The organism is Micromonospora parastrephiae (genome assembly GCF_016802865.1).
Taxonomy (GTDB): Bacteria; Actinomycetota; Actinomycetes; order Mycobacteriales; family Micromonosporaceae; genus Micromonospora; species Micromonospora parastrephiae.
In genome coordinates, this window is sequence record NZ_JAEVHM010000028.1 from 11,948 (window position 1) to 37,166 (window position 25,219).

Annotated in this window: 23 protein-coding genes; 9 read left to right on the forward strand and 14 right to left on the reverse strand. The window is 72.5% G+C overall.

The window, feature by feature from the left end; genetic code table 11:
- Positions 1-7: 7 nt before the first annotated feature.
- Positions 8-1,048, reverse strand: a complete 1,041-nt coding sequence (locus tag JNW91_RS08885; RefSeq protein ID WP_203174411.1) for a S66 family peptidase — start codon at positions 1,046-1,048, stop codon at positions 8-10.
- A 791-nt stretch (positions 1,049-1,839) separates the two neighbouring features.
- On the opposite strand from JNW91_RS08885, the gene ppc reads away from it, so the two are divergent.
- Positions 1,840-4,626, forward strand: coding sequence for a phosphoenolpyruvate carboxylase (gene ppc, locus JNW91_RS08890; RefSeq protein WP_203174434.1), 2,787 nt, complete (start codon positions 1,840-1,842; stop codon positions 4,624-4,626).
- A gap of 67 nt (positions 4,627-4,693) precedes the next feature.
- Here the strand turns inward: ppc and JNW91_RS08895 are convergent, their stop codons facing one another.
- Positions 4,694-5,548 (reverse strand): hypothetical protein, encoded by an 855-nt coding sequence (locus JNW91_RS08895; protein ID WP_203174412.1) that lies wholly within the window; start codon positions 5,546-5,548, stop codon positions 4,694-4,696.
- Positions 5,549-5,602: 54 nt separating this feature from the next.
- Here JNW91_RS08895 and JNW91_RS08900 point away from each other — a divergent pair, with 54 nt between their 5' ends.
- Positions 5,603-6,781 carry a DNA recombination protein RmuC gene (locus tag JNW91_RS08900; protein ID WP_203174413.1) on the forward strand — a complete coding sequence of 393 codons (1,179 nt, stop codon included), beginning with the start codon at positions 5,603-5,605 and terminating at the stop codon, positions 6,779-6,781.
- A 1-nt stretch (position 6,782) separates the two neighbouring features.
- Here the strand turns inward: JNW91_RS08900 and JNW91_RS08905 are convergent, their stop codons facing one another.
- Entirely contained in the window at positions 6,783-7,181 is a 399-nt protein-coding gene (locus JNW91_RS08905) for a hypothetical protein (RefSeq protein WP_203174414.1), read from the reverse strand.
- A gap of 45 nt (positions 7,182-7,226) precedes the next feature.
- Entirely contained in the window at positions 7,227-8,216 is a 990-nt protein-coding gene (locus tag JNW91_RS08910) for a 4-hydroxy-3-methylbut-2-enyl diphosphate reductase (protein ID WP_203174415.1), read from the reverse strand.
- Between the two features lie 114 nt (positions 8,217-8,330).
- Between JNW91_RS08910 and xseA the strand changes: the two genes are divergently transcribed.
- Positions 8,331-9,569: an exodeoxyribonuclease VII large subunit gene (gene xseA, locus JNW91_RS08915; protein WP_309244291.1), complete on the forward strand. Its 1,239-nt coding sequence runs from the start codon at positions 8,331-8,333 to the stop codon at positions 9,567-9,569.
- Between the two features lie 48 nt (positions 9,570-9,617).
- Positions 9,618-9,839: an exodeoxyribonuclease VII small subunit gene (locus JNW91_RS08920; RefSeq protein ID WP_203174416.1), complete on the forward strand. Its 222-nt coding sequence runs from the start codon at positions 9,618-9,620 to the stop codon at positions 9,837-9,839.
- An 85-nt stretch (positions 9,840-9,924) separates the two neighbouring features.
- On the opposite strand, the gene JNW91_RS08925 is transcribed toward JNW91_RS08920, so the two are convergent.
- Together JNW91_RS08925 and JNW91_RS08930 are read right to left on the reverse strand one after the other, a co-directional pair.
- Positions 9,925-10,773 (reverse strand): hypothetical protein, encoded by an 849-nt coding sequence (locus JNW91_RS08925; protein WP_203174417.1) that lies wholly within the window; start codon positions 10,771-10,773, stop codon positions 9,925-9,927.
- 193 nt (positions 10,774-10,966) lie between these two features.
- A complete protein-coding gene (locus tag JNW91_RS08930) occupies positions 10,967-11,698 on the reverse strand; it encodes a DUF4245 domain-containing protein (RefSeq protein WP_203174418.1) in 732 nt (243 codons plus the stop codon).
- A gap of 156 nt (positions 11,699-11,854) precedes the next feature.
- Between JNW91_RS08930 and glpX the strand changes: the two genes are divergently transcribed.
- Entirely contained in the window at positions 11,855-12,886 is a 1,032-nt protein-coding gene (gene glpX / locus JNW91_RS08935; protein ID WP_139585096.1) for a class II fructose-bisphosphatase, read from the forward strand.
- Complete coding sequence (locus JNW91_RS08940; RefSeq protein ID WP_407664283.1) at positions 12,883-13,854, forward strand: DMT family transporter; 972 nt, start codon at positions 12,883-12,885, stop codon at positions 13,852-13,854. The genes glpX and JNW91_RS08940 overlap by 4 nt, the downstream gene beginning before the upstream one ends.
- Before the next feature lie 1,755 nt (positions 13,855-15,609).
- Here JNW91_RS08940 and JNW91_RS08945 read toward each other — a convergent pair.
- The 6 genes from JNW91_RS08945 to JNW91_RS08970 all read right to left on the reverse strand — a co-directional run bounded on the left by JNW91_RS08945 (position 15,610) and on the right by JNW91_RS08970 (position 20,945).
- Positions 15,610-16,578, reverse strand: a complete 969-nt coding sequence (locus JNW91_RS08945) for an NAD(P)/FAD-dependent oxidoreductase (protein ID WP_203174437.1) — start codon at positions 16,576-16,578, stop codon at positions 15,610-15,612.
- A 105-nt stretch (positions 16,579-16,683) separates the two neighbouring features.
- Positions 16,684-17,337 carry a rhomboid family intramembrane serine protease gene (locus JNW91_RS08950; RefSeq protein WP_203174419.1) on the reverse strand — a complete coding sequence of 218 codons (654 nt, stop codon included), beginning with the start codon at positions 17,335-17,337 and terminating at the stop codon, positions 16,684-16,686.
- A 114-nt stretch (positions 17,338-17,451) separates the two neighbouring features.
- On the reverse strand, positions 17,452-18,129 hold the full coding sequence (locus tag JNW91_RS08955) for an aggregation-promoting factor C-terminal-like domain-containing protein (RefSeq protein WP_203174420.1): 678 nt from the start codon (positions 18,127-18,129) through the stop codon (positions 17,452-17,454).
- Between the two features lie 277 nt (positions 18,130-18,406).
- Positions 18,407-19,822 (reverse strand): PhoH family protein, encoded by a 1,416-nt coding sequence (locus JNW91_RS08960; RefSeq protein WP_203174421.1) that lies wholly within the window; start codon positions 19,820-19,822, stop codon positions 18,407-18,409.
- A gap of 411 nt (positions 19,823-20,233) precedes the next feature.
- A complete protein-coding gene (locus tag JNW91_RS08965; protein WP_203174422.1) occupies positions 20,234-20,569 on the reverse strand; it encodes a hypothetical protein in 336 nt (111 codons plus the stop codon).
- Positions 20,570-20,600: 31 nt separating this feature from the next.
- Positions 20,601-20,945 carry a hypothetical protein gene (locus JNW91_RS08970; RefSeq protein WP_203174423.1) on the reverse strand — a complete coding sequence of 115 codons (345 nt, stop codon included), beginning with the start codon at positions 20,943-20,945 and terminating at the stop codon, positions 20,601-20,603.
- 264 nt (positions 20,946-21,209) lie between these two features.
- Here JNW91_RS08970 and JNW91_RS08975 point away from each other — a divergent pair, with 264 nt between their 5' ends.
- From JNW91_RS08975 to otsB, 3 genes are all read left to right on the forward strand, one after another.
- Positions 21,210-21,653, forward strand: a complete 444-nt coding sequence (locus JNW91_RS08975; protein ID WP_203174424.1) for an XRE family transcriptional regulator — start codon at positions 21,210-21,212, stop codon at positions 21,651-21,653.
- A 162-nt stretch (positions 21,654-21,815) separates the two neighbouring features.
- Positions 21,816-22,169, forward strand: coding sequence for a hypothetical protein (locus tag JNW91_RS08980; protein WP_203174425.1), 354 nt, complete (start codon positions 21,816-21,818; stop codon positions 22,167-22,169).
- A gap of 67 nt (positions 22,170-22,236) precedes the next feature.
- Positions 22,237-23,061, forward strand: a complete 825-nt coding sequence (gene otsB, locus JNW91_RS08985) for a trehalose-phosphatase (protein ID WP_203174426.1) — start codon at positions 22,237-22,239, stop codon at positions 23,059-23,061.
- A 22-nt stretch (positions 23,062-23,083) separates the two neighbouring features.
- Here otsB and JNW91_RS08990 read toward each other — a convergent pair whose 3' ends face one another.
- Together JNW91_RS08990 and JNW91_RS08995 are read right to left on the reverse strand one after the other, a co-directional pair.
- Positions 23,084-23,854, reverse strand: coding sequence for an isoprenyl transferase (locus tag JNW91_RS08990; protein WP_203174427.1), 771 nt, complete (start codon positions 23,852-23,854; stop codon positions 23,084-23,086).
- A gap of 31 nt (positions 23,855-23,885) precedes the next feature.
- Positions 23,886-25,028 carry an NAD(P)/FAD-dependent oxidoreductase gene (locus tag JNW91_RS08995; protein ID WP_203174428.1) on the reverse strand — a complete coding sequence of 381 codons (1,143 nt, stop codon included), beginning with the start codon at positions 25,026-25,028 and terminating at the stop codon, positions 23,886-23,888.
- Between the last annotated feature and the right edge of the window lie 191 nt (positions 25,029-25,219).

The window sequence follows — 25,219 nt, forward strand, 5'->3', positions numbered from 1 at the left end:
GCACCGCTCAGTAGCGCACCGCGATCCGGCGGTCGACGGCGTCGACCAGGATCTCGCCCCCGTACGGAATGATCAGCTGCGGGTCGGTGTGGCCGAGGTCGACGTCGAACACCACCACCGCGTCCGGGTTGTACGTCGCGAGCGCGCGGCCGATCGCGTCGCGCTGGGCCTCGCCCCACGCCAGGCGTTCCGGCACCGACAGCGGCTTGGCGAAGTCCCACGCCTTGGGTCGGCCGACGACGACCGCCGGGAAGGCCGCGAGCAGCCCACGCTCACCCATGTTCCGCACGATCCGGAACACCTCCTGCGCGGTGGGCAACTCGTTGGACGTCTCGAAGACCAGCACGGATCCGGTCAGCTCGTCGACGGTCGGTACCCGGTCGGCGGCCATCAGCCAGTGCAGGATCTCCAGGCAGCCGCCCCAGGTGCGTCCCCGCACCACCCGCGCCGGCCCCTGCCAGCGCCAGCCCTCGCCGGGCAGCATCTCCGGCTCGTACGCCAGCGTCTCCGGCTCGGTCCACGGGTTCGGCCGGTCACCCCAGGTAGGCGTGGGTGTCAGGTCGTACCAGTCGGTGGTGAACAGCGCGGCGCGCAGCGAGTCGAAGGTCAGCGGGTGCGGCGCGCCCGGCCGGCCGAGGTGCACCAGCACCGACCCGCCGTGGTACGCCACGATCCCCAGCCGGTACAGGTGGTTGAGCACGTTGGTGTTGTCGGAGTAGCCGAAATAGGGCTTCGGGTTGGCCCGCAGCACGTCGTCGTCGAGATGCGGGGTGACCGTGATGAGGTCGTCCCCGCCGACCGTGGCGAGCACGGCGGTGATGTCCGGGTCGGCGAAGGCGGCGGTCAGGTCGCGGGCCCGGTCGCGCGGGTCCGCCCCCGCCGCACGGGTGGTCGGGTACTCGACCGGCTCCAGGCCGAACTCCTCGCGCAGCCGGCGCAGCCCCAACTCGTACACGTGGGGGAAGACCGCCGGCAGGCCGGCGGAGGGCGAGACGACCGCGACCCGGTCGCCCGGTCGCGGCTTCGGCGGGTAGGTAAGCGACACCATGATCAGAAGCTAGCGGACCAGCCAACCGGTTTCCGCCCTGGGAATCATGAAACGGACCATAGGCCAACAAGGTGGACAAAGGACCGCAGGGTCGAGCCCGCGACCGGGCGCCGCGCAGCATCGGCCTGCTCCTCGGCACCCTCGCGCTGGCCACCGCGTTCATCGCGGCCTATGTCGGAGCGCTGCACCACCCCACACCCCGGGACCTGCCGGTCGGCGTCGCCGCCGGCGACCAACGCGCCGCGGCGACCCTCGCCGCCGTGCGCGACCAGACCACCATCATCAAACCCGTCGAGTACGACGACCCGGGCGCCGCCGAGCACGGCCTGCTCAGCCGCACCGTGTACGCGGTGCTCAGCAGCCGGGACAGCGGGCTGCTCCTCGCCATCGCCAGCGCGTCCGGCCCCTCCGCCACCGGCGCGATCCGGGAGGTGCTGACCACCGCGGCGGCCCGGTCCGGCACCCCGCTACAGGTCGTCGACGAGGTGCCGGTCCTCGGCCGACCCGCGCGGGGTGGTGCCCATCTACCTGAACGTCGGGTTCGTGCTCGGCAGCCCTCGCGCTCTGGGCGATGCTCGGCGGGGTCGCACTGGTCGCCGCCAGCCTGGTCCGCGGCCGACGGGCCGACGCCTCCCACCCCGTTCCGGCCACCGACGGTGGTTGAGATCACGTCGGAAACACGCCTCCGCGGGCAGGAGATCTCCCGGGGCCCCTCCTGTCACCGGGGTCGCGCGGATACGATCCAGGGAGTCGGACAGCGCTGTCCTTCGTACCAACGTAAGGAGCGCATCGTGACCGACCAGCACGACCACGACGGCCCGGACGCCGCGCTGCGCGCCGACATCCGCCGACTCGGCACCCTGCTCGGGCAGACCCTGGCCCGCCAGGAGGGCCGCCCGCTGCTCGACCTCGTCGAGGAGATCCGCGCCCAGGTTCGCAGCGATCCTCCGGCAGCCGCCCAGCGGCTCGGTGGGCTCGACGTGACCACCGGCACCAAGCTCGCGCGGGCCTTCTCCACCTACTTCCACCTGGCCAACATCACCGAGCAGGTGCACCGTGCCCGGGACCTGCGCCGCCGCCGTGCGGTGCAGGGCGGCTGGCTGGACCAGGCGGCCAAGATGATCGCCGAGCGCGGGGTGCCGGCCGAGGAGATCGCCAACGCCGCCCGGCGGCTGGCCGTCCGGCCGGTCTTCACCGCGCACCCCACCGAGGCGGCCCGTCGCTCGATCCTGTCCAAGCTGCGGGCCATCGCCGACGAGTTGGACACCGAGACCGCCAACGCGATCCTCTACGGCGCCAGCGACGAGGGCCCGGCCAACCGCCGACTGGCCGAACTGCTCGACCTGATGTGGCAGACCGACGAGCTGCGGCTGGACCGGCCGGACCCGACCGACGAGGCCCGCAACGCCATCTACTACCTGCGCGACCTGTACGCAGAGGCCGCCCCGCAGGTGCTCGACGACCTGGCCGACACGCTGCGCACACTCGGCGTGGAGACCTCGCCGACGGCCCGTCCGCTGAGCTTCGGCACCTGGATCGGCGGCGACCGCGACGGCAACCCGTTCGTCACCCCGGCGGTCACCCGCGAGGTGCTGACCATCCAGCACGAGCACGGCATCGCGGCCACCGAGAAGGCGATGGACCACCTCATCAACGAGGTCTCCGTCTCCCGCCGGCTGCGCGGGGTGTCGCTGGACCTCTCCGCCAGCCTCGCCGCCGACCTGGACGCGCTGCCCGAGGTGGCACCCCGGTTCCGTCGGGTCAACGCCGAGGAGCCGTACCGGCTCAAGGCGCGCTGCGTGAAGGCGAAGCTGGCCAACACCCGGCAGCGGCTGCGTCAGGGCACCGCGCACGTACCGGGACGGGACTACCGCGGCTCCGCCGAGCTGGTCGCCGACCTGGAGCTGCTGCGCGCCTCGCTGGCCCGCAACTCCGGGCAGCTCACCGCCGTCGGCCGACTGGCCTCCACCATCCGTACGGTGTCCGCGTTCGGCCTGCACCTGGCCACCATGGACGTGCGGGAGCACGCCGAGGCGCACCACGCGGTGCTCGCCCAGCTGTACGAGGCCGTCGGAGAGGTTCCCGACTATCCGGCGCTGACCCGCCTGGAACGCACCAAGCTGCTCGCCGACGAGCTGACCGGCCGGCGTCCGCTGTCCACCCTGGACACTCCGCTCACCGAGGCGACCCGCAAGACGTTCGACGTGTTCGGCACGATCCGCGAGGCACAGGACCGGTTCGGCACCGAGGTGATCGAGTCGTACATCATCTCGATGACCCTGGGCGTGGACGACGTGCTGGCCGCGGTGGTGCTGGCCCGGGAGGCCGGCCTGGTGGACGTCCACAGCGGGCGGGCCCGGGTCGGGTTCGTGCCGCTGCTGGAGACCCCCGCCGAGCTGAACGCCGGCGGCGAACTCCTCGACGAACTGCTGTCGCTGCCCGCGTACCGGGCGCTCGTGACGGCCCGGGGCGACGTGCAGGAGGTCATGCTCGGCTACTCCGACTCCAACAAGGAGGCCGGCATCACCACCAGCCAGTGGTCGATCCACCGGGCGCAGCGCGCGCTGCGCGACGTGGCCGCCCGGCACGGTGTGCACCTGCGGCTGTTCCACGGCCGGGGCGGCACGGTGGGGCGCGGCGGCGGGCCGACGCACGAGGCGATCCTCGCCCAGCCGTACGGCACGCTCGACGGCGCGATCAAGGTGACCGAGCAGGGCGAGGTGATCTCCGACAAGTACACGCTGCCCTCGCTGGCGCGGGAGAACCTGGAACTCACCCTCGCCGCCGTGCTCCAGGCGACGCTGCTGCACACCGCGCCCCGGCAGCCGGCCGAGATGCTGGAACGCTGGGACGCGACGATGGACGTGGTGTCCGAGTCCGCGTTCCGGTCGTACCGGTCGCTGGTCGAGGACCCGGACCTGCCGGCGTACTTCTGGGCGTCCACGCCCACCGAGCTGCTCGGCGCGTTGAACATCGGCTCCCGGCCGGCGAAGCGCCCGAACACCGGCGCGGGGCTGTCCGGCCTGCGGGCCATCCCGTGGGTGTTCGGCTGGACGCAGACCCGGCAGATCGTGCCGGGCTGGTTCGGTGTCGGGTCCGGGCTGGCCGCCGCCCGCGAGGCCGGGCTGGCGGACGTGCTGGCCGAGATGCACCGCAACTGGCACTTCTTCCGCACGTTCCTGTCGAACGTCGAGATGATGCTCACCAAGACCGACCTGAGCATCGCGCGGCGGTACGTCGAGACGCTGGTGCCGAAGAAGCTGCACCCGATCTTCGAGCAGATTGAGCGGGAGTACGAGCTGACCAAGCGGGAGGTGCTGGCCGTGACCGCGTCGCCCGCCCTGCTGGAGAACTCGCCGGTGCTCCAGCGCACCCTCGCCGTACGCGACACCTACCTGGAGCCGCTGCACCACCTTCAGGTGGCGCTGCTGCGGCAGTACCGGGACTCGGGTGCCGCCGGACGGGCGGTGGCCACCGCGCCGGGCGGCCGTCGCGCACCGAGCGACGGCACCGCCCTGGAGCGCGCGCTGCTCACCACGGTGAACGGCATCGCCGCCGGAATGCGCAACACCGGCTGATCAGCCGGAACGGAGAACAGGCCCTGGTCGCTACGACCGGGGCCTGTTCGCAGTCACTCGACGACGCTCAGAAGTCGCCGCCGCCGAAGTCCCCACCGCCGAAGTCGCCGCCGCCGAAGTCCCCGCCACCGAAGCCGCCGCCGCCGTAGTCGCCACCGGCGTAGTCACCACCACCGGCGTAGTCACCACCGGCGTAGTCGCCGCCGCCGACGTCACCACCCTGGTCACCGGCGTCGCCGCCACCCTGGTCGTCGGCGTAGTCGGCGCCGTCACCGAAGCCCTCCTGGTAGCCGGCGTCGTAGCCGTACCCCGGGTCGGCGAAGGCGGGCGAGAACAGCGCGTCGGCGATCAACATGCCGCCGAGCACGCCGGCGCCGGCGCCCAACGCCGTCTTCCACCACGGCGTCGAGTACCAACCGGCCGGCACCGGCCGGCCCTGGTAACGCCCACCCGGGTAGTAGTAGGGCGTTTCCCGGCCCGGCTGGGGACCGGCCCGGAAGGTCTGCCCCTGCACATCGACCTCACGTTCCTTGGTGAGCTGCCCGACACCGCGCGCGGCGGCCAACGTCGGCAACTCGGGCCCGGGATCGATGCCCAGTGCGGTACGCGCCGCCCGGATGTACGCCAGGCCCTCCAGCGCGGTCTCCCGGGCCAGCGCGAACTGGTGCGGCGTGGACGCCTGCTCCAGCTGCGAGCCCGCCGCGTTGTATCGCTCACCGGCGTCGGCCAGCGCCTGCCGGACCGCGGGCTCCTCGCCGTGCAGGTTCATCAACTGGCCGCCGAGACGCTCGTACCAGCGTTGCGCCTCCGCGCGGGCGTCGCCCAGCTCGGTGCGCCGACGGGCGGTGGCCTGGGAGCGGATGAGCGCCGCGGCACCCAGCGCGCCGACCAGCACAACCACGAGGCACAGCACAAGTTCCATGCCAACGAACGTACCCCCGGGTGTCACGTCGTACCCGTCTGGCAAGCTCCGGTGATGGACGTCTCGACGCTGCTCCTGGTGATCGTGTGCCTCGGCGTCGGCGGGGCGCTGGGTTGGCTGGCGGCCCGGTCCCGGTCGGCGGCCGACATCGCCCGCCTCGACGCCACCCTGGCGGCCACCCGCGAGGGCGAGGGGCGGCTGGAGCAGTCCATGCGGGCGTTGAGCTACGAGGCCACCGCCCAGTCCCAGGAGGCGGTGGCCCGTGCGGTCGCTCCGCTGCACGACACCCTGCGCCGCTACGAGCAGTGGGTGGCCGAGCTGGAGCACGACCGGGTCGACGCGTACGCCGAGCTGCGTGAACAGGTGCGCTCGATGAGCGCGGTCTCCGGTGAGCTGCGCACCGAGACCAAACAGTTGGTGGCGGCGCTGCGCGCGCCGCAGGTGCGGGGCCGGTGGGGTGAGCACCAACTGCGCCGGATCGTCGAGGCGGCCGGCATGCTGGAGCACTGCGACTTCTCCGAGCAGGTCACCGCGGCCACCGACCAGCAGGTCGTCCGTCCGGATCTGGTGGTCCGGCTGCACGGCGGCCGGTCGGTGGTGGTGGACGCCAAGGCGCCTTTCGACGCGTACCTCACCGCGATGGAGGCCCGCGACGAGCGGGGCCGGGACAGCCACCTCGACGCGCACGCCCGGCACCTGCGCGGGCACGTCGACGCCCTGGCCGCGAAGTCGTACTGGTCGGCGTTCGACAGCTCACCGGAGTTCGTGGTGCTGTTCGTCCCCGCCGACCCGTTTCTCGACGTCGCGCTCCAGCGTGACCCGTCGCTGCTGGAGCACGCCTTCACCCGCAACGTGGTGCTGGCCACGCCGGCCACCCTGGTCGCCCTGCTGCGCACGGTCGCCTACTCCTGGCGGCAGGAGGCGCTGGCCCGCAACGCGCTCGCGGTGCACACCCTGGCCCGGGAGCTGTACGGCCGGCTCTCCACGCTGGGCGACCACGTGGGCAAGCTCGGGTCGTCCCTGGCCGGCGCGGTGACCGCGTACAACCGGGCGGTCGGTTCGCTGGAGGCCCGGGTGCTGGTCAGCGCCCGCAAGCTCGCGGAGCTGGGCGTCTCGGACGAGGAGCTGGCCACGCCGGCGCAGGTCGAGTTGACGCCACGGCAGCCGCAGGCACCCGAGCTGGCCGACCCGGTCGACGACGGGTTGTCGGCCCGCGAGCCCACCCGCCCCTGAGTCAGGCGGGTCGCGCCGTCTCCACCTGGAACGGGGTGCCCTGCTGGCAGGTGGTCATCAGGCCCGGCTCCACCCGACCGGTGACCGTGACCTTCGCCCCGGCGCGCAGCACGTCCCGTGGGCCGCCCAGCAGCAGGTAGCCGTCGAGCAGCAGGCAGTTCGGTTCGACACCGGACGTGACCGTGCCGGTGAGCGAGGTGGAGGCACCGGCCGACGGGGTGCTGGACCCGGCGGGCGGCGTCGAGGGCGGGGTGGTCGGATCGGTCGGGCCGGCGCTCGGCTGGCTGGGCACCGGCGTCGCTCCGGTCGGGCTGGGGGTGGCGGGGCCGCCCGTGCCACCACAGGCGCTCAGCGCCACGCACAGCGCCAGGGCGGGTACGGCGAACCGAAGGGTCCTCATACCCGTATCCGACGTGCCGCGCCGCCGAGCCGTTCCCGGCGACACTCAGCCGCGCGCCGCTGCGGCGGCCTTCATGTCGCGCCTGAGTTCCTGCGGCAGCGAGAAGGTGAGCCGCTCGTTGGCGGTGGTGATCTCCTCGACGTCGGCGAAGCCCCGCGCCGCGAGGTGGGCCAGCACGTCCCGGACGAGGTCCTCCGGAACGCTCGCGCCGGAGGTCAGGCCGACCGTGGTGGCCCCCTCCAGCCAGGCGTCGTCGATCTCGTGGGCGAAGTCGATCAGGTGACCGGCGCGGGCCCCGGCGTCCAGGGCGACCTCGACCAGGCGGACCGAGTTGGAGGAGTTCGTCGAGCCGACGACGAGCACCACGTCGCAGTCGGCGGCGATCTCCTTGACCACGTGCTGCCGGTTGGAGGTGGCGTAGCAGATGTCGTCGCTGGGCGGCGACTGCAGCAGCGGCAGCCGCTGCTTGAGTCGGGCCACCGTCTCCAGCGTCTCGTCCACCGAGAGCGTGGTCTGGGAGAGCCAGACCACCTTCTCCGGATCACGGACGGTGATCTTGTCGGCGTCGTCCGGGCCGTCCACCAGCTGGATGTGCGCGGGAGCCTCGCCGGCGGTGCCGATGACCTCCTCGTGACCCTCGTGGCCGATCAGGAGGATGTCGTAGTCCTCGGCGGCGAACCGCTTCGCCTCCTGGTGCACCTTGGTGACCAGCGGGCAGGTCGCGTCGATCGCCTTCAGCGAACGCGCCTTGGCCTGCTCGTAGACCTCCGGCGCCACGCCGTGCGCGGAGAAGATGACGGTGGCGCCCTCCGGCACCTCCTCGTTCTCCTCCACGAAGATCGCGCCCTGGGCCTCCAGCGTCCGCACGACGTGCTTGTTGTGCACGATCTGCTTGCGGACGTAGATCGGGGCGCCGTAGAGCTTGAGCGCCTCCTCGACGGTCTGCACCGCACGGTCGACACCGGCGCAGTAGCCGCGGGGCTTGGCCAGGAGCACGCGCTTGCCGGTCCGGGGAGTCGCCTCAGCCTCAGTCACCCATCCATCGTACGTGCCGGATCTCGGACCCGGTGATCAAGAGGTTTGCGTCGGAAACGCGCCCGGACCCGACGCGAATCTCTTGATCACCGCGAGGGTCCGTAGGGTGGGCGGGTGAGCACGGACGGGACGCGGGTGGGCGGGGGCAGCGGCAGCAGCAGCGCCGAGGAGCCCTGGCCTGTTCGGGTGGTCAGCCAGAAGGTGGGCGCCTGGATCGCCAAGCTGGGCTGGGTGTGGGTGGACGGGCAGGTGGCGCAGATCAGCCGCCGCCCCGGCGCCAGCACCGTCTTCCTCACCCTGCGTGACCCGTCGGCCGACCTGAGTCTGACCGTCACCACCAACCGGGACGTGCTCGACGCCGGCGCGCCGGAGCTGCGCGAGGGCGCGCGGGTGGTGCTGCACGCCAAGCCGGAGTTCTACGCCGCCCGGGGGACGTTGAGCCTGCGGGCCGACGAGATCCGCCAGGTGGGGCTCGGTGAGCTGCTCGCCCGGCTGGAAAAGCTCAAGAAGCTGCTCGCCGCCGAAGGGCTGTTCGACCGGGCCCGCAAGCGCCGACTGCCGTTCCTGCCCGGACGCATCGGCCTGATCACCGGCCGGGCGTCGGCGGCCGAACGGGACGTGCTGACCAACGCGCGCCGGCGCTGGCCGGCCGTGGAGTTCCGTACGGTCAACGTGGCCGTGCAGGGCCCATCCGCGGTTCCGCAGATCATCGACGCGCTCAAGGTGCTGGACGCCGACCCGACCATCGAGGTGATCATCATTGCCCGGGGCGGCGGTGGCATCGAGGACCTGCTGCCCTTCTCCGACGAGGCGCTCTGCCGCGCGGTGTTCGGCTGCCGTACGCCGGTGGTCAGCGCGATCGGTCACGAGACCGACGCCCCGCTGATCGACTACGTCGCCGACCTGCGCGCCTCCACCCCGACCGACGCGGCCAAGAGGGTGGTGCCCGACCTCAGCGAGGAGGTGCGCCTGATCGGTCAGGCGCGGCACCGCCTCCAGCGGGCGGTACGCCACCTGGTCGACCGGGAGTCCCACCGTCTCGACGGGCTGCGGTCCCGGCCGGTGCTGGCCCGCCCGCAGGTGATGGTCGAGCAGCGGGCCACCGAGCTGACCGCGCTGCGCCAGCGGGCCGGCCGCTGCCTGGAGCACCGGCTCGCCTCCGCCGAGGACGAGTTGCGGCACACCCTGGCCCGGCTGCGTGCGCTCTCCCCCGCCGCCACCCTCGACCGGGGGTACGCGATCGTGCAACGCGCGGACGGGCACGTGGTGCGCGCGGCGGCGGAGGTCGGCAAGGGTGACCCGCTGCGCGTCCGGCTGGCCGAGGGTGAACTGGCCGCCACGGTCGACGGCTGAGTGGCGGGGCGCGGCGAGGCGGAACGGGGTGTGCTGAGATGGGACGCGATGACTGACGACACGAAGGCCGGGCCGGACGAGCGGCTCAGCTACGAGCAGGCCCGCGCCGAGCTGGCTTCGGTGGTCGAACGGCTGGAGGCCGGCGGCACGTCCCTGGAGGAGTCGCTGGCGCTCTGGGAGCGTGGCGAGGCGCTGGCGGTGATCTGCCAGCGTTGGCTGGACGGCGCCCGGGCGCGGATCGAGGCCGCCCGGCAGGACCCCGCTTCCTGAGCGCTGCCTCGGCGAACAAACCGCCGGGTGCGGCGAGCGAACCGCCGGGTGGGGCGGCCGGAGCCACCCCACCCGCGTACGAACGTCAGTTGAACAGGCTGTACAGCTCGGCCGGCGCCTCGACGACCTGGTCCGCCGGCGGCTTCTGGGCCGCGGTGGCCGCACCGTAGTCGGAGTACGTCATCCGGATCTCCTGCGCGGCGGTCTGCCCGGCGGCCGGGAGTTGCAGCACCAGCTCGCTGAGCCGGCCCTGCGGGTCCACCTTGGCCGTGAACGGGACGGTCTTCGCCTGGGTGCCCAGCGCGGCGATGGTGGCGGGGTTCAACGAGCCGGCCTCGGCCGCCTTGGTGACGTCGAGGGTGCCCGCGTACGTGCCGGTGCCGGTGCTGCGGACCTCGGTGATGCCCTGGGTGAGGACCGCGCTGCCGGCCGGGTCGACCTTGTCGAAGTCGAAGCCGAGGTTGCGGTTGCCCTTGATCCGGGCCTGGTCGAGGTGCTGGTACTTACCCAGGTTGAGCTGCTTGATGGCGGGCAGGCTGTTCGCGGTGGGGCCGGTGAGTTCCAGCTTCACCCAGCTGTCCGGCTTGAAGTGGATCACGTCGAGCTTCATCGCCAGGTCCGAGGAGGGCCCACCGATGGCGATCTTCATGGCCGCGCTCTGGCTCGGCTGGTGCACCTGCCCCTCCGCGGTCGAACCGGCGGCGGTGAGGCTGAACCGGAAGTTGCCGTTGCTGATCTCCTTGGTGGAGTCGAGCAGCGCCTGCTTGGCGTCGCCGGCCACCGGCGCGCCGCCGGACGGGCTCGCCGAGCCGGACGCGCTCACGGTCGGGGAAGGGGTCGATCCGGCGGTGCCGGTCCCGCTGGCGCAGGCAGCCAGGGCGGGCGTGAACAGGGCGGCGGCTACCAGGCCTGCGCCGAGACGTCGAACAGTCATGCGTGTCTCCCAAGAGGGTCACCCGACGACCTGGACGGCGCCGGAAACCGGGCGACGCAGCAGCACCGTCGGCTGCGTCGCGCGACCCGGACCGAGCAGCGCGCCCGGGTCACACCCTCCTTGTTCCCTGCCGACGCGTCGCACAATCACCCTTCTGTCCGCTTGTCGCGCGACGACGGCGGCCGGGGGCCGGTCAGCGCAGCGAGCCGGCGAGTTCGCGCAGCTCGTTGTCCCGGGCGTCGCCGATGACGAGCACCGTACGGGTCGGCTCCAGCAGGACCAGTGCCTGCTGATTTCCCCGCGCGGTGTAGCGCTGCCAGGTGCGCCCGGCCAGCTCGGTCGGGCCCTGCGGCTGGCCCTGGTCGGTCAGTTCGGCGGGGAGCAGCCGCTCCGCCGGCACGCTGCTCTGCACCAGTTGGACGCCCCGCCCCTCCGGCGTGAGGTAGCCGATCCGCAGGTTCGCGCCGCCGTCGACCGTCTGGTAGCGGGCGCTGACCGTGCGCCAGTCGGCGCCGAGCCCCTGCGGCTGGCTCACCGGGAACACGTTCGCCGACCGGGCCTGTTCGACCGCCGACGTCGGGTCGACCGTGGTGGCCTGGTCGCCACCGAGGAAACCCCGGTAGAACGCCAGCAGCAGCGCGATCGGGATCAACAGCACCAGCAGCGAGATCGCCATGTCCTTCGGCGACCGCTCGGACCTGGCGGGTTCCAGTCGCGGCGGCGGGGCGGGCCGCTCGCCGGTCTCCGTGGCGGCGTCGCCCCGGCCCGGCCCGGGCTCGACCAGGGCCGGTTCACCGTCCGGCGGGGTCGTCGGGACGGTCGCGGCAGGCTCATCACCGGGGCCGGCGGGGACGGCGGCCGGCGGCTGGCCGTCGGGCGGCGTGCGGTCGGCGGGTACGCGGTCGGCTGGCTGTGCGGGTTCCACCCCGCCATCTTCGCAGCCGCCCGACCGGCGGTATCCGGGCCATCACCGCCCCGCGCCGCCACGCGGTCGGCCATCGTGTGAGGATCAGCGACAGAGCCGGCAGCGGGGACCGCCCCGTCACCGGTCGTCCCCGCACCGTCGCGAGGAGGAGCCGTCATGACGAACACCAGGACGCGGATCCCACAGGATCTCGACCGCAACCTTGCCCTCGACCTGGTCCGGGTCACCGAAGCCGCGGCGATGGCCGCCGGCCGGTGGGTCGGCCGGGGCGACAAGGAGGGCGGCGACGGGGCCGCGGTCGACGCGATGCGCAAGCTGATCAACTCGATCCAGATGCGCGGTGTGGTGGTGATCGGCGAGGGCGAGAAGGACAACGCGCCGATGCTCTTCAACGGCGAACACGTCGGCGACGGCACCGGCCCGGAGGTGGACGTCGCCGTCGACCCGGTCGACGGCACCACGCTGATGAGCAAGGGCATGCCGAACGCGCTGGCGGTGCTCGCCGTCTCGGAGCGGGGCGCGATGTTCGACCCGAGCGCGGTCTTCTACATGGAGAAGCTCGCCGTCGGGCCGGCGTACGCCGACGTGATCGACATCAACGCCGGGGTGGCCGAGAACCTGCGCCGGATCGCGAAGGTCAAGGGCACCGACGTCTCCGAGGTGACGGTCTGCGTGCTGGACCGCAGCCGCCACGACGACCTCGTCACGCAGATCCGGCGGACCGGGGCGGGCATCCGCTTCATCTCCGACGGCGACATCGCCGGCTCGATCGCGGCCGCGCGGGGTGAGTCGGACGTCGACGTGCTGATGGGCATCGGCGGCACCCCGGAGGGCATCATCTCCGCCTGCGCGTTGAAGTGCATGGGCGGGGCGATGCAGGCCAAGCTCTGGCCGCGCGACGCCGAGGAGCGGGAGAAGGCGCTCGCCGCCGGGCACGACCTGGACCGGGTGCTGGGCACCGATGATCTCGTCACCGGCGACAACTGCTTCTTCGTGGCCACCGGAGTCACCTCCGGGGACCTGCTGCGCGGGGTGCGTTACCGGGCCGGCGGCGCGTACACCCAGTCAATCGTGATGCGCTCGAAGAGCGGCACGATCCGCGTGATCGACTCGTACCACCGGCTGGAGAAGCTGGCGCTGTACTCCGCGGTCGACTTCGACGGCCGGCCGCTGGCCGAGCAGGAGTGACCGTCGCCGGCGTCGCGACACCGCCGATCCTCTCCGCGACCCGCCGGATCGCCGGCGTGGCGCTGGCGTCGATCTCCGGGGTCGCGGTGGCGGTGCAGTCCCGCATCAACGGCGAGTTGGGGGTACGCCTCGCGGACGGGTTCGCCGCCGCGGTGGTCTCGTTCGGCATCGGCCTGCTGGTGCTGCTGGTGCTGGTGCCCGCCACCCCCGGCGGGCGACGTGGCCTCGCCGCGGTATGGCGCGCGCTCGCGACAAGATCGCTCTGGCCGTGGCAGTGCCTCGGTGGCATGTGCGGGGCGTTCCTGGTGGCCTCCCAGGGAATCACCATCGGCTCGCTGGGGGTGGCGGTCTTCACCGTGGCCGTGGTCGCCGGCCTGTCCGGCAGCAGCCTCGCCGTGGACCGGGCCGGCATCGGGCCGAGCGGCCGGCAGCCGGTCACCCGGCAACGGCTGGCCGGCGCGGTGCTCACCGTGCTCGCGGTCGGCCTGGCGGTCGGTGACCGGCTCGGTGCTCCGGGCACGCTGGCGCTGGCCCTGCTGCCCCTGCTCGCCGGGGTGGGCACCGCCTGGCAACAGGCGGTCAACGGGCGGGTCCGGGCGGCGGCCGACAGCGCGTTGACCGCCACACTGGTCAACTTCGCCGTCGGCACGGTCACCCTGCTCGTCGCGTTCGCCGTCGACATCGCCGTACGCGGTTGGCCGACCGGCCACCTGCCGAGCGAGCCGTGGCTCTACCTGGGCGGTCCGATCGGCATCGTGTTCATCGCCGTCGCCGCCGCGATCGTGCGTTTCACGGGTGTCCTCCTGCTCGGCCTGGCCACCATCGCCGGCCAGATCATGGGGGCGATCCTGCTGGACCTGCTGCTGCCCACGGCGGCCTCACACCCCGGCCCGAACACCCTGCTCGGAGCCGCGCTGACCATGGTGGCCGTGCTGATCGCCGCGCTGGCGCCACCCGCCCGCCGCTGAAACGGCCCACCTCTGCAAGGCTCAGCGCGGCGGCAGCTGCGACGGGTGGGGCGGATCGGGGCGCCGCCGGCGGGCGCGGAGGGTAGGGCGGAAAGGGCGCGTTCGGATGGGGCTGGTAGGGCGGGCGCGGCGGGTACCGGCGCTGGTACGCGCGGGCCGGGTCGACCAGGCCGGCGATCCGGATGGCCAGCAGCACGCCCGGCACCGTGGCCAGCAGGGCGAGCGCCACCGCGAACCGGGTCCGCAGCGGGATGCCGTAGAGCCAGCCGATCAGCGGCAGCCCGCTGAGGAGAACGGTGAGCGGGAAGCCGCCCAACGCCCACCCGCCCCAGCGGCTCGTCGCACCTCCGTGACGGGCACCGATGAACAGAACGACCGCCGTCAGCGCGCCCCAGGGCAGCACGACCATCAGCAACGCCGGAACGGTGAGGAAGTCATCGCCGCGTTGCCAGAGCAGCGCGAGCGCAATCGTGGCGAACATCATCGACAGACCACCGGCCAGCCCCCACCAGGCACTGCCGCCGCTCCGGCGGACCGCCAGGTGAGCGGCGAGCACGAGGACCGTGAAGCCGAGGGTCAGGGCGAGCGCGACGGCGAGCAGCAGGTCCGTCTGGCGATCGCCGGGTCCGCCACCATCGATGCGCGGCAGATCGTCCCGGTGGATGGCAGAGTCGTCCTGCCGGAACAGAAAACCGTCGCGCTGCCACGCATCGTCGGATACGCGGCGCAGGAAGCCGTCGCGCCCGTTGGCGACCAGCACCTCGTGGCCCCCGCCCGCGCCGCGGTAGACGATCAGATCGCGGGAGGCGAAGTGCCGGCCGATGTTGCCCGGGTTCGGGGACCTGCGGGCCAGTTCCTCCCTCCGCGCGTCCGACACCTCCCAGGCCACCCGCCAGGTTGCGCCAGCGTCGTCGCTCTGCTCCACCCGCAGGTGCCCGGCGACCACCCGGTAGCAGCGTCGCGGGTCGTCCGGTGCACACGCCTGCCGCTGCCCGGCGCCCTGCTGGAAGAGGCGCGACTCCTCGGTCTCGGTGACGGGCCGCCAGGTGGTCGCGGCGTCGTCGCTGACGGCCCACTGCCCAGCCGAGGGCCCGGTCGGCCAGTCCGTGTAGCCGGAGCCGACCGAGATCGCCGGCTGTCCGTCGAGCATCGTGGTGCCCAGCGCGTAGGGGTAGTGGACCGCGCTGGTGGCCGCCACGGCCAGCACCGCGGGCGGCAGCACCACCAGCAGCCGGACCAGCCGGGCGGTCCGTTGGCGCACCGGGTGGCGACGCGAGCGCGTCCAACTCCACCAGGCCAGGCCGAGCGCCGGCAGGGTGAGCAGGTCGGTCCGGTCGGCCCGGACCAGCGACGGTCCGGCCAGCACGGTCCAGACCGACGAGGCCAGCTCGGCGGCGTACCCGCTGGATTTGACGACCGCGAACCCGGCGCCCACCGACGCCAGACCGACCAGCGCGGCGGCCCGGGACGGCAGCCGCGGCACCAGGAGGGTCAGCAGCACCGCGACCAGCGGCGGGACGAGCACCAGGCCGGCGACGTCGCTCAGCTTGCCGGTCAGCAGGCCCGGGAAGGCCGGCTTCAGCACGTGGTCGTTGACCAGCAACAGGACCAGCGCGAGCAGGGTGGCCGGGTGGCAGAGCCAGGACAACGTCGTCGGTGCGCCGTCGTGCGGTGTCTCGGGACCCGTCATCCCCTCAGGGTCCGGCCGGCCCGTCTCGATCGGGACACGGCCCGGTCAGTGTCCGATACCGACGGTCAGCCGGCGTCGGAGGAGTGCCCGGGGAACAGGTGGGCGCTCGGGTCGATGGCCACCGCCGCGTTGTTGACCGCCGTCGCGGCCTCGCCGAAGCCGGTGGCGATCAGCCGGACCTTGCCCGGGTACTCCGTGATGTCGCCGGCCGCGAAGACCCGGGGAAGGTTGGTGGCCATGGCGCTGTCCACCAGGATGTGCCGCCGGTCCAGCCGCAGCCCCCACTCCGCGAGCGGGCCCAGGTCGGCGGTGAAGCCGAGCGCGGCAACCACGGTGTCCACCGGCAACGTCTCGGTCGCGCCACCGCGCACGGTCACCTCGGCGCCGGTCACCGTCTCCTCCCCGAACAACCTGGTGACCTCGGCGTTGACCACCACCCGGACGGGCAGGGACAGCACCCGGGCGACGGTGGAGGCGTGCGCCCGGAACTTCTCCCGGCGGTGCACGAGGGTCACCGAACGGGCCAGCGGTTGCAGTGTCAACGCCCAGTCGAAGGCGGAGTCACCGCCACCGACGATCAGCACGTCCCGGTCGGTCAACTCGGCCGGCTCGGTGACGAAGTAGACGATTCCGCTGCCGGGCGCGGCGTCGGCGCAGGGCAGCGGCCGAGGGCTGAAGCTGCCCAGCCCGCCGGTGACCACCACGGCGCCGCAGCCCAGCTGCTCACCACCGGCCAGACCGAGCACCGGCCGGTCGTCGGTGTACGAAAGTTTCTCGGCCCGGGTGCCGAGCAGGTACTGCGGTCCGAACGGCGCGGCCTGGGCGACCAGGTTGGCCACCAGGTCACGGCCCTTCACGGCGGGAAACCCGGCCACGTCCAGGATCAGCTTCTCCGGGTACATCGCGGTGACCTGGCCACCGGGCTCGGGCAGCGCGTCGATCACCGCCACCGACAGCCCCCGGAACCCGGCGTAGTACGCGGCGAAGAGGCCGGCCGGACCGGCCCCGATCACAGCGATGTCGACCTCACGCATGGCGTACCGTCGCTTTCCGCTCACGGATCAACGCTTGCTGATCCAGACCGTAGGCGGGTGGCAGCGGTCGGGCAAGCATGTCCCAGGGGCGCGCCGTCGAGCCGGTCAGGGCAGGCTGAGCGTGGACCCCGAGTAGTCCGGGCCGTCGACGGCCGGCCGTCGACGGCGGAACAGGATCGCGGCGACCACCCCGCCGAGCAGCCCGAACAGGTGCCCCTGCCAGGAGATCCGCTCGTCGGTGGGGAGAATGCCGACGAGCTGCCAGCCGTAGAGCAGGCCGACCAGCAGGAAGACCGCGAAGTTCCACCAGCTGCGCTCGACGATGCCCCGGGTGAGCAGGATGCCCAGGTACCCGAAGATCACCCCGCTGGCGCCGACCACCACCGAGTTGGGTGAGCCGGTGAACCAGACGCCGAGCCCGCTGACCAGGATGATGACCAGGGTCGACCAGAGGAAGCGACGGGCGCCGGCGGCCAACACGAACGTGCCGAGCAGGATCAGCGGGATGCTGTTGCTGTACAGGTGGTCGAAGCCGTGGTGCAGGAACGGGGAGAAGAAGACCCCGTCCAGGCCGTCGATGCGGTGCGGGATGATGCCGGCCGTGGCGTCGAGGCCGAACGCGAGCCCCTGGTCGATGGCCTCGATGAGGAAGAGGAACGGGACCACCGCGCACATGGCGACGAAGGCCCGGCCAAGCGCGGCGTAGAACGCCTCGGTGCCGAACCGGAAGGGGTCGCCGCTTGGCGGGTGCAGGCTCACCCCCCAACTGCTATCAGCAAAAGGGGTCGACCGCCACTCACGTCCCGTCCGCACTTCCGGTGTACGCGCGACGGCGGGACAGGTGGTCCTCCACCCGCCCCGCCGTCGACAGCGTCAGTAGTGGCCGTTGTTCTGGAAGTAGTTCCAGGCGCCACAGGGCGTGTCGTACCTGCCCTTGATGTAGCCGAGCCCCCACGTGATCTGGGTGGCCGGGTTGGTGCGCCAGTCGTCCGCGATCGAGCTCATCTTGCTGCCCGGCAGCGACTGCGGAATTCCGTACGCGCCCGAGGAGGAGTTGCTGGCCTTGTGGTTCCAGCCGCTCTCCTTGGTCCAGAGCTTCTCCAGGCAGGGGAACTCGGCGATGCCGAAGCCCGCGTCGATCATCAGGGCACAGCCGGTCTTGCGGTTGCCGCTGTACTCCGCGCAGGACGCCGGGATCGGCCCGTCGTACGGCTTGGCAGCCGCGTTGGCCGCCTCGCGCTCGCGCTTGCGGGATGCCGCGGCGGCCTCGGCCCTGCGTGCTCGCTCGGCGGCCTCCTTGGCGGCCTGCGCCGCCCGCAGCTTGGCCTGGTACTCGGCGGCCCGCTGCTTGGCGAGCGCCACCTGGTGGGTGGCCTGCCGCTCGCGCTGGTACGCGAAGTCGGCCCGGTCGACCTCGAGGCTGACCTGCTCGGTCAGGCCCTGTTGCTGGGTTTCCCGGTCTTCGCCCAGGTAGAAGCCACCGGCAACGCCCACGGAGAGCAGCGCGACAGCGGCCGTACGGGCGCCCAACCGGCTCCACAGCCGACTCACGAAGTGGTCCCTTCGTCGGGGGCAAGGACGCGGCGCGGTGCCCGGCCACCTCTGGCCGTCGGCCGTGCCGCGAGCGCCCCGACCGGTTGCCGGTCGCGCCGACGCACCGACCTTCGCCGATGTCGCCGTCTCGGCGACGAGTGATCACCGACGATACTTCCGGTGCGTGGGCGCTCGTGGGACACCATCGCGCACAGTGAGGCCGATGGGAAACCAGCCGGGCCGTTTGTGATTTGCGCCACACGTAAAATGTGGACGAAACCCTACATAACCCCCGTCACAGAGGGATGTCCTCCAGAAGATCCGTCACCATAGCGGCGATCGGCGACCGCTCCGAACGGCTGAGCGTGACGTGGGCGAAGAGCGGATGACCCTTGAGCGCCTCGATCACCGCGGTCACCCCGTCGTGGCGCCCGACCCGCAGATTGTCCCGCTGGGCCACGTCGTGGGTGAGCACGACCCGGGAGCCCTGGCCGATGCGGGACAGCACGGTCAACAGGACTCCCCGCTCCAGCGACTGGGCCTCGTCCACGATGACGAAGGCGTCGTGCAGGCTGCGCCCCCGGATGTGGGTCAGCGGCAGCACCTCGAGGATGCCCCGCGAGGTGACCTCCTCCAGCACGTTCTCGTGCACCACCGCGCCGAGCGTGTCGAAGACCGCCTGGGCCCACGGCGACATCTTCTCCGACTCCGAACCCGGCAGGTAGCCCAACTCCTGGCCGCCGACGGCGTACAGGGGGCGGAACACGATCACCTTCTTGTGCCGGCGACGCTCCATCACCGCCTCCAGGCCCGCGCAGAGCGCCAACGCCGACTTGCCCGTGCCGGCCCGCCCACCCAGCGAGACGATCCCGATCGACTCGTCGAGCAGCAGATCGAGGGCGACCCGCTGCTCGGCCGACCGGCCGTGCAACCCGAACGCCTCCCGGTCCCCCCGGACCAACCGCACCGACTTGTCCGGCAGCACCCGGCCGAGCGCGGAGCCACGCGCGGAGTGCAGCACCAGGCCGGTGTGACACGGCAGCCCGGCCGCCTCGTCGACGTCGAGCGTCTCCCCGGCGTACAACGAGGAGATCTGCTCCTCACCCAGCTCCAGCTCCGACATGCCCGTCCAGGTCGGGTCGCTGGCCTGGCCGTGCCGGTACTCGTCGGCCCGCAGGCCCACCGAGGCGGCCTTGACCCGCAGCGGCATGTCCTTGCTGACAAGCGTGACCTCCCGCCCCTCCGCGGCGAGGTTGAGCGCCACGGAGAGGATCCGGGCGTCGTTGCTCTCGGTACGGAAACCGGGCGGCAGCACCCCGTCGTCGGTGTGGTTCAGCTCCACCCGCAGGGTGCCGCCGGCGTCGTTGGCGGGCACCGGAGTGTCCAGCCGACCATGCCGGATGCGCAGGTCGTCGAGCATCCGCAGCGACTGCCGGGCGAACCAGCCCAGCTCCGGATGGTGCCGCTTGCCCTCCAACTCGGTGATGACCACCAGCGGCAGCACCACCTCGTGCTCGGCGAACCGGTGGAACGCCGCCGGATCGGAGAGCAGCACGGACGTGTCCAGGACGAACGCCTGGCCCGCTGGTCGCGGCTCCTTGGGGTCGGCCGGCGCGGACGCCGCCGTACGGCGGCTCCTGGTGGCGCGGCGGGTCGTGGCAGTCGCGGCCGGGGTCTGATCGGCACCGGCGGTGGTACGGCGAGTCGTCACAGGCCTGCTCCGACGGATGGGCACCCGCCACCCGTGTTCCGCCTCCTCCGGTGCCCGGGGACACGGGGTCGGATGCGGAACCCCGTGCGCGAGGTCGCAGATCCGGGCGGACCGGCTGGCTCGGGAGAACCCCGTGCCATGCCTAGACGCTAGCGGCGGCGGACCGTCGCGGCTAGAGGGCGATCGTGGATCTTCGGAGACGGCCGTCTGAACGCCGGGTCGCCGGTGGGCCGCGGCAGAGGCCGGGCGCGGCGGATCCGGCCGGGATGCATGCCCCCTGCGCGCATCCCGGCCGGTGGGGCCGCCGTCACCGGTCTGACGTGACCCCGACGTGCGTGTCCGCCGCGGACGACGCACCGCGATCGTGGGGCCGGTCGGCGGGACCGCGCTCGTGGCGGCCCGCCGGCCGGCTCAGCCGGTACGTCGGACGAGCGTGCCGGTCGGGTGCCGCCCGGTGATCGGGGCGGCCGGCGCGGTGAACGACGAGCCGGTGTAGGTGGTGCCGGGGCCGGCGACCGTGCCGGCCGAGCGCACGACACCGGCCGGGGAGACCGACAGGGCGGAGGCGATCGCCGCCTGGGCGTCGCGTCGCCGCCGGTTCCAGGCACCCCGGTCCCCGTCGAAGTAGCCCTGCCGGTAGCCGAAGCGGTAGCCGATGCGGTAGCTGAGCTGCCCGTGCAGCCGTCCGGCCGCGTAGCTGGTGGCACCGAGGACCAGAACGAGGAAGACCGCGAGGAAAGGGCTCATCGGACGGCTCCGGCCCGGACCGGTCGCCGGATCATCGCTCCTCCGGCTCGATCGTGGTGGGGTCCGCGACTAGCAGCCGGTCCAGGTCGTCGGTACCGACCTCCTCGACCAGCTCGACGCTGATCCGGCAGCCGTCCAGCACGACCTCGGCCACCGAGGACCGGCGGATCTCGCCGCCGGCGTCGTACACGCGGACGCTGAGCTCCGGGCAGCCGAGATGGGTACGCCAGGCGTTCCACTCGGTGCGGTCGCCAACGCTCAGCGACAGATAGCGGCAGCCTCGGGCGAGATAGAGACGCCAGGGGGCGGTCAGCCCGGCGGCGACCCCCTCGGCGATCAGCCCGAAGGCCTGGGCGCGGGTGGCGAGCTCGGTCACCACACCCCCTCGGAACCGGGGGCGTGACGCATGTGAGCACCAGTCGTCTCATGCACGTGACACACCGTAGATTGTCCCATGAGCGTGACAGTATCAGCTTTTCGTCGGTTTACCTCCACCACTACGGGCATCTATTCTGCCCGGGTGATACCCCTCAAGAATGGCGCTGGATCGTTTACGGGGAACCCGAGGACCCCGTCACGTTCGCGTGACAGTGGCGCGCCCGGGCGCGCGCCCATCGACGCCTCGCCGTACCGTCACGGGGTGACCGAGACGGCCAATGCGCGGAAAATCGCCTTCGCCACCTTCGTCCGTCGCGCCCTCGACGAGGCGCGGGCGACCCGGGCCTGGAGCGGCACGGAGGTGTCGCGGCGCACCGGCGTCTCCCGGCAGACCATCAATCGGTGGGTCCGGGGTGACTGGGCCAGCGACCCGGAGGCCGAACGGGTGGTCGCCTTCTGCGAGGGCCTGGGGCTCAACCCGGCAGCCGCCTTCGCCGCGCTCGGCTGGGATCGCGCCGCGACCGGCCCGCGCGCCGGCCAGCCTACCCCTCCGATGGACCCCGATGTGGAGGCGCTGTTGCGCCGACTGGTCGACCCGGACGTTTCGGACGCGGAGAAGTTCCACATCCGCGAAACCATCAGATACCTCGCATATCGGCCAACGCTGCCGGTCGGTGTCCGAAAAAGAGGCAATCAAGCAGGCTAGTTCCTCAGATGGCGAAAGAACGCCTGGTCAGGTTCATTCGTTTCGCTCCGGGGCCGGAACGGGCACGCTAGCGTCCGTACTCGTACTGCTTGGGCTCGTCGTCGGCGGGGGGACGGGACAAGGCCGAACCCAGCCCTGCGGGACAGAAGGAGGGGTCTGTCCATGACCCTGAAGTGGTTGGCAGTCGTGGTCGCCACGGTGTCGATGACACTGTGGGCGACCGGCAACGTGGTGACCCTCGTGGTCAACGGCGGGCAGCTTCCGCTGCTCGTCAACCTTCTCGTGCTCATCAGCGCCGGCACCTCGGTGATCCTGGCCGTCGTCGCCGAGCTGCACGAGCGCCTGAACGACCGGATCAGCGCTCTCACGGAGTTCCTGGTGGCACGGCTCAACGAGATCGAGAGCCACACCGGGGACCGCAACACCGGGTTCGTGGAGGGCTACCTGTTGAGCCACGGCCAGGAGGCGGCGGTGGTGCCGTTCGGGCGTCGCGGACGGGGAGCCGCCGAACGCTGACCGAGCGCCGCCGGGTGGGTCCACTCGGCCAGGAATGAGCCCCGATCGCCGGGGTACGCTGACGCGCGTGCCGCCGTTGAATCTGGGCAATCAGCAGCCGAGGACCCCGTTGAACGCCGACCAGGCCTGGCGAACCACCGCCGGCCGGGCCGCCGGGACAGTCCTCTTCTTCGACTTCGACGGAACGCTCGCGCCCGTCGACGACGACCCGACCGCGGTCCGCCCCGCGCCCAAGGCGCTGGCCGCGATCGAGGCGCTTGCCCCGATCGTGCAACGGGTCGCGATCGTCTCCGCCCGACCGGTCGAGTTCCTCCGGGAGCGCCTCGGCGGGCTGGCCGGCGTGGATCTCTACGGCCTCTACGGCCTGGAGCACAGCCACTCCGGCGGCGAGATCGTCACCGAGCCCGCCGCGCTGCCCTGGGTGCCGACCATGGCGGAGCTGGCTGACCTGGCCCGCGCGGAGCTGCCGCCGGGCACGCTGGTCGAGTTCAAGCGCCTCTCCGTCGCGCTGCACTGGCGTACGGCGCCGCAGCTCGGCTCGACCGTGCAGCAGTGGGGGCAGGCGCAGGCCGACCGGCTGGGGCTACGGGTGCAGGCCGGGCGGATGGTGCTGGAACTCAAGCCTCCGGTCGACCGGGACAAGGGCATGGTGATCGGCGAGGTCGTCCGGGACGCCGCCGGCGCGTGGTATTTCGGTGACGACGTCTCGGACATCAAGGCGTTCGCCGCGCTGCGCGCCCGGGCCGCCGCCGACCCGGACTTCTTCGGCGTCTGCGTGGCGGTCGCCAACCCGGAGACCGGTCACGAGGTGGCCAACGCCGCCGACCTCACCATCGAGTCCCCGGCCGCCCTGGGTGACTTCCTCACCCGGGCGCTCACCCACCTGCCCTGACCGTGCGCCCCGCCGGGCCCCGTCAGGCGCCGTAGCGCCGCTGGCGCGTGGCGTACGAGCGCAGGGCCCGCAGGAAGTCGATGTGCCGGAAATCCGGCCAGTTGAGTTCGCAGAAGTAGAACTCCGAGTGCGCGGACTGCCACAGCATGAAGCCGGACAGCCGCTGCTCGCCGCTGGTGCGGATGACCAGGTCGGGGTCGGGCTGACCGCGCGTGTAGAGGTGCTCGGAGATGTGCTCGACGTCCAGCACCTCGGCCAGCTCCTCGATGGTGCCACCGGAGGCGGCATGTTCCAGCAGGAGCGAGCGGACCGCGTCGGTGATCTCCCGCCGACCGCCGTAGCCCACGGCGATGTTGACCTCCGCGCCGCCGCTGCGTTCGCGGGTGCGTTCCTCGGCGCCCTTGAGCGCCGCCGCGGTCTGCGCCGGCAGCAGGTCGAGCGCCCCGACGATGCGCAGCCGCCAGGGGTTGCCCTCCTCGGCCAGCTCCACCACCAGATCCTCGATGATCTTCAGCAGCGGATCCAGTTCGCTGGCCGGGCGGCGCAGGTTGTCGGTGGCCAGCAGGTAGAGGGTGACGTGCCCGATGCCGGCCTGGTCGCACCAGCCGAGGACATGCTTGATCTTCGCCGCGCCCACCCGGTGCCCGTCGTTCGGGTCGACGAAGCCCATCTCCCTCGCCCACCGGCGGTTGCCGTCGCACATCACCCCGACATGCCGGGGCACCGGCTTACCCGCGAGCTTCGCCGTGAGCCGGCGCTCGTACACGGAGTAGATAAGGTTCCGCAGCGTCATCACCTAGCAGCGTAGCGACCCGCCGGCCGAATCACCGCTTCGGAGCCCGATCCCCGCCGGGCAGGCCGGCACCGATCATGGCCAGGGTACGGGCAGTGAGCCGCCCGTCACCCAGCCCCAACTCGACCACATCGTCGAAGACCCGGTCGTCTCGACGGGCTGCCCGCACCGCCGCGTCGACCACTCTCCGACGCCGCGCCAACCAGGCCGCCACCGAGCTGTGCCGCAGATGGGTGCCCAGACGACGACGCAGCCCGTCGGCATAGCGGCGGGCGGCGGTCTCGGGCGCACGGGCGGCCGCCGAGCCGGCCAGCGCACCGGAGAGCAGCGCGTAGAAGATGCCCTCCCCGGTGAACGGGTTGATCAACGACAGCGCGTCACCGGCCAACAGCGTGCGACCCTGCCCCGGCGCGGGTCGGTGGGTGGACAGCGGCAGGTGGTGGGCCCGCAGCGCGGTCACCGTCGCCAGGTCGGTGCCGGGCAGCAGCGCGGCCAGCCGGTCCAGCAGGTAGCTGCGGCTCAGCGGCTCGCCGCGCAGCACCTCCCCGTACCCGACGTTCGCCCGCCCGTCGCCGATCGGAAACGACCAGGCGTACGCCGGCCAGCGCGCCTTGGAGGTGACGATGAGCTGCTCGGACGGGCCGGGCAGCGCTGGGGCGTACCCGCGGATGGCCAGCGCCAGGTGCCGGTCCGGGTTCACCGGATGGCCGAGCGCCCGGCGTACCACCGACCCGGCGCCGTCCGCGCCCACCACCACCCGACCGGACACCTCTCCGTCGAGCACCACCCGGTCCGCGCGCGGCTCGACCCGGCGCACGGCATGCCGCCGCAACTGCGCGCCGGCTGCCACGGCGGCCGCCACCAGCCGCGCGTCGAAGACCTCCCGGGGCACGGTGTACGCCGGTCGAGGCAGCGCCCGGGCCACCGACCCGCCACCCGGGGCGACCATGCGCAGGGCGGGCAGCGGGGCGTAACCCGCCACCGCCTCGGGCACCCCCAGCTCGGCGAGCACATCCACCGAGTGCGCCGCGATCCCGTCGCCGCACGCCTTGTCCCGGGGGAAGTCGGCCCGGTCCAGCAGCAGCACACTGGCACCGGCCCGGCGGGCCATCAGCGCGGCGGCCGCCCCGGCCGGTCCCGCCCCCACGACAACCACGTCGAACTCGTCGCTCACCGCGCCTCCCTCCGGGCCAACCCCCGTGCGCCGCCGCCCGCCCCTGTGACCAACGCCACCCGCAATCCTGCACCAGCCCCGCCGCCACCAACGCCCTCAATGCCCCACCGCCGTGTCGATCATGGAGTTGTGGTGGCTGACAAAAGGTGCCAACGAGGGCGCATCAGGCACCACAACTTCATGATCGACGC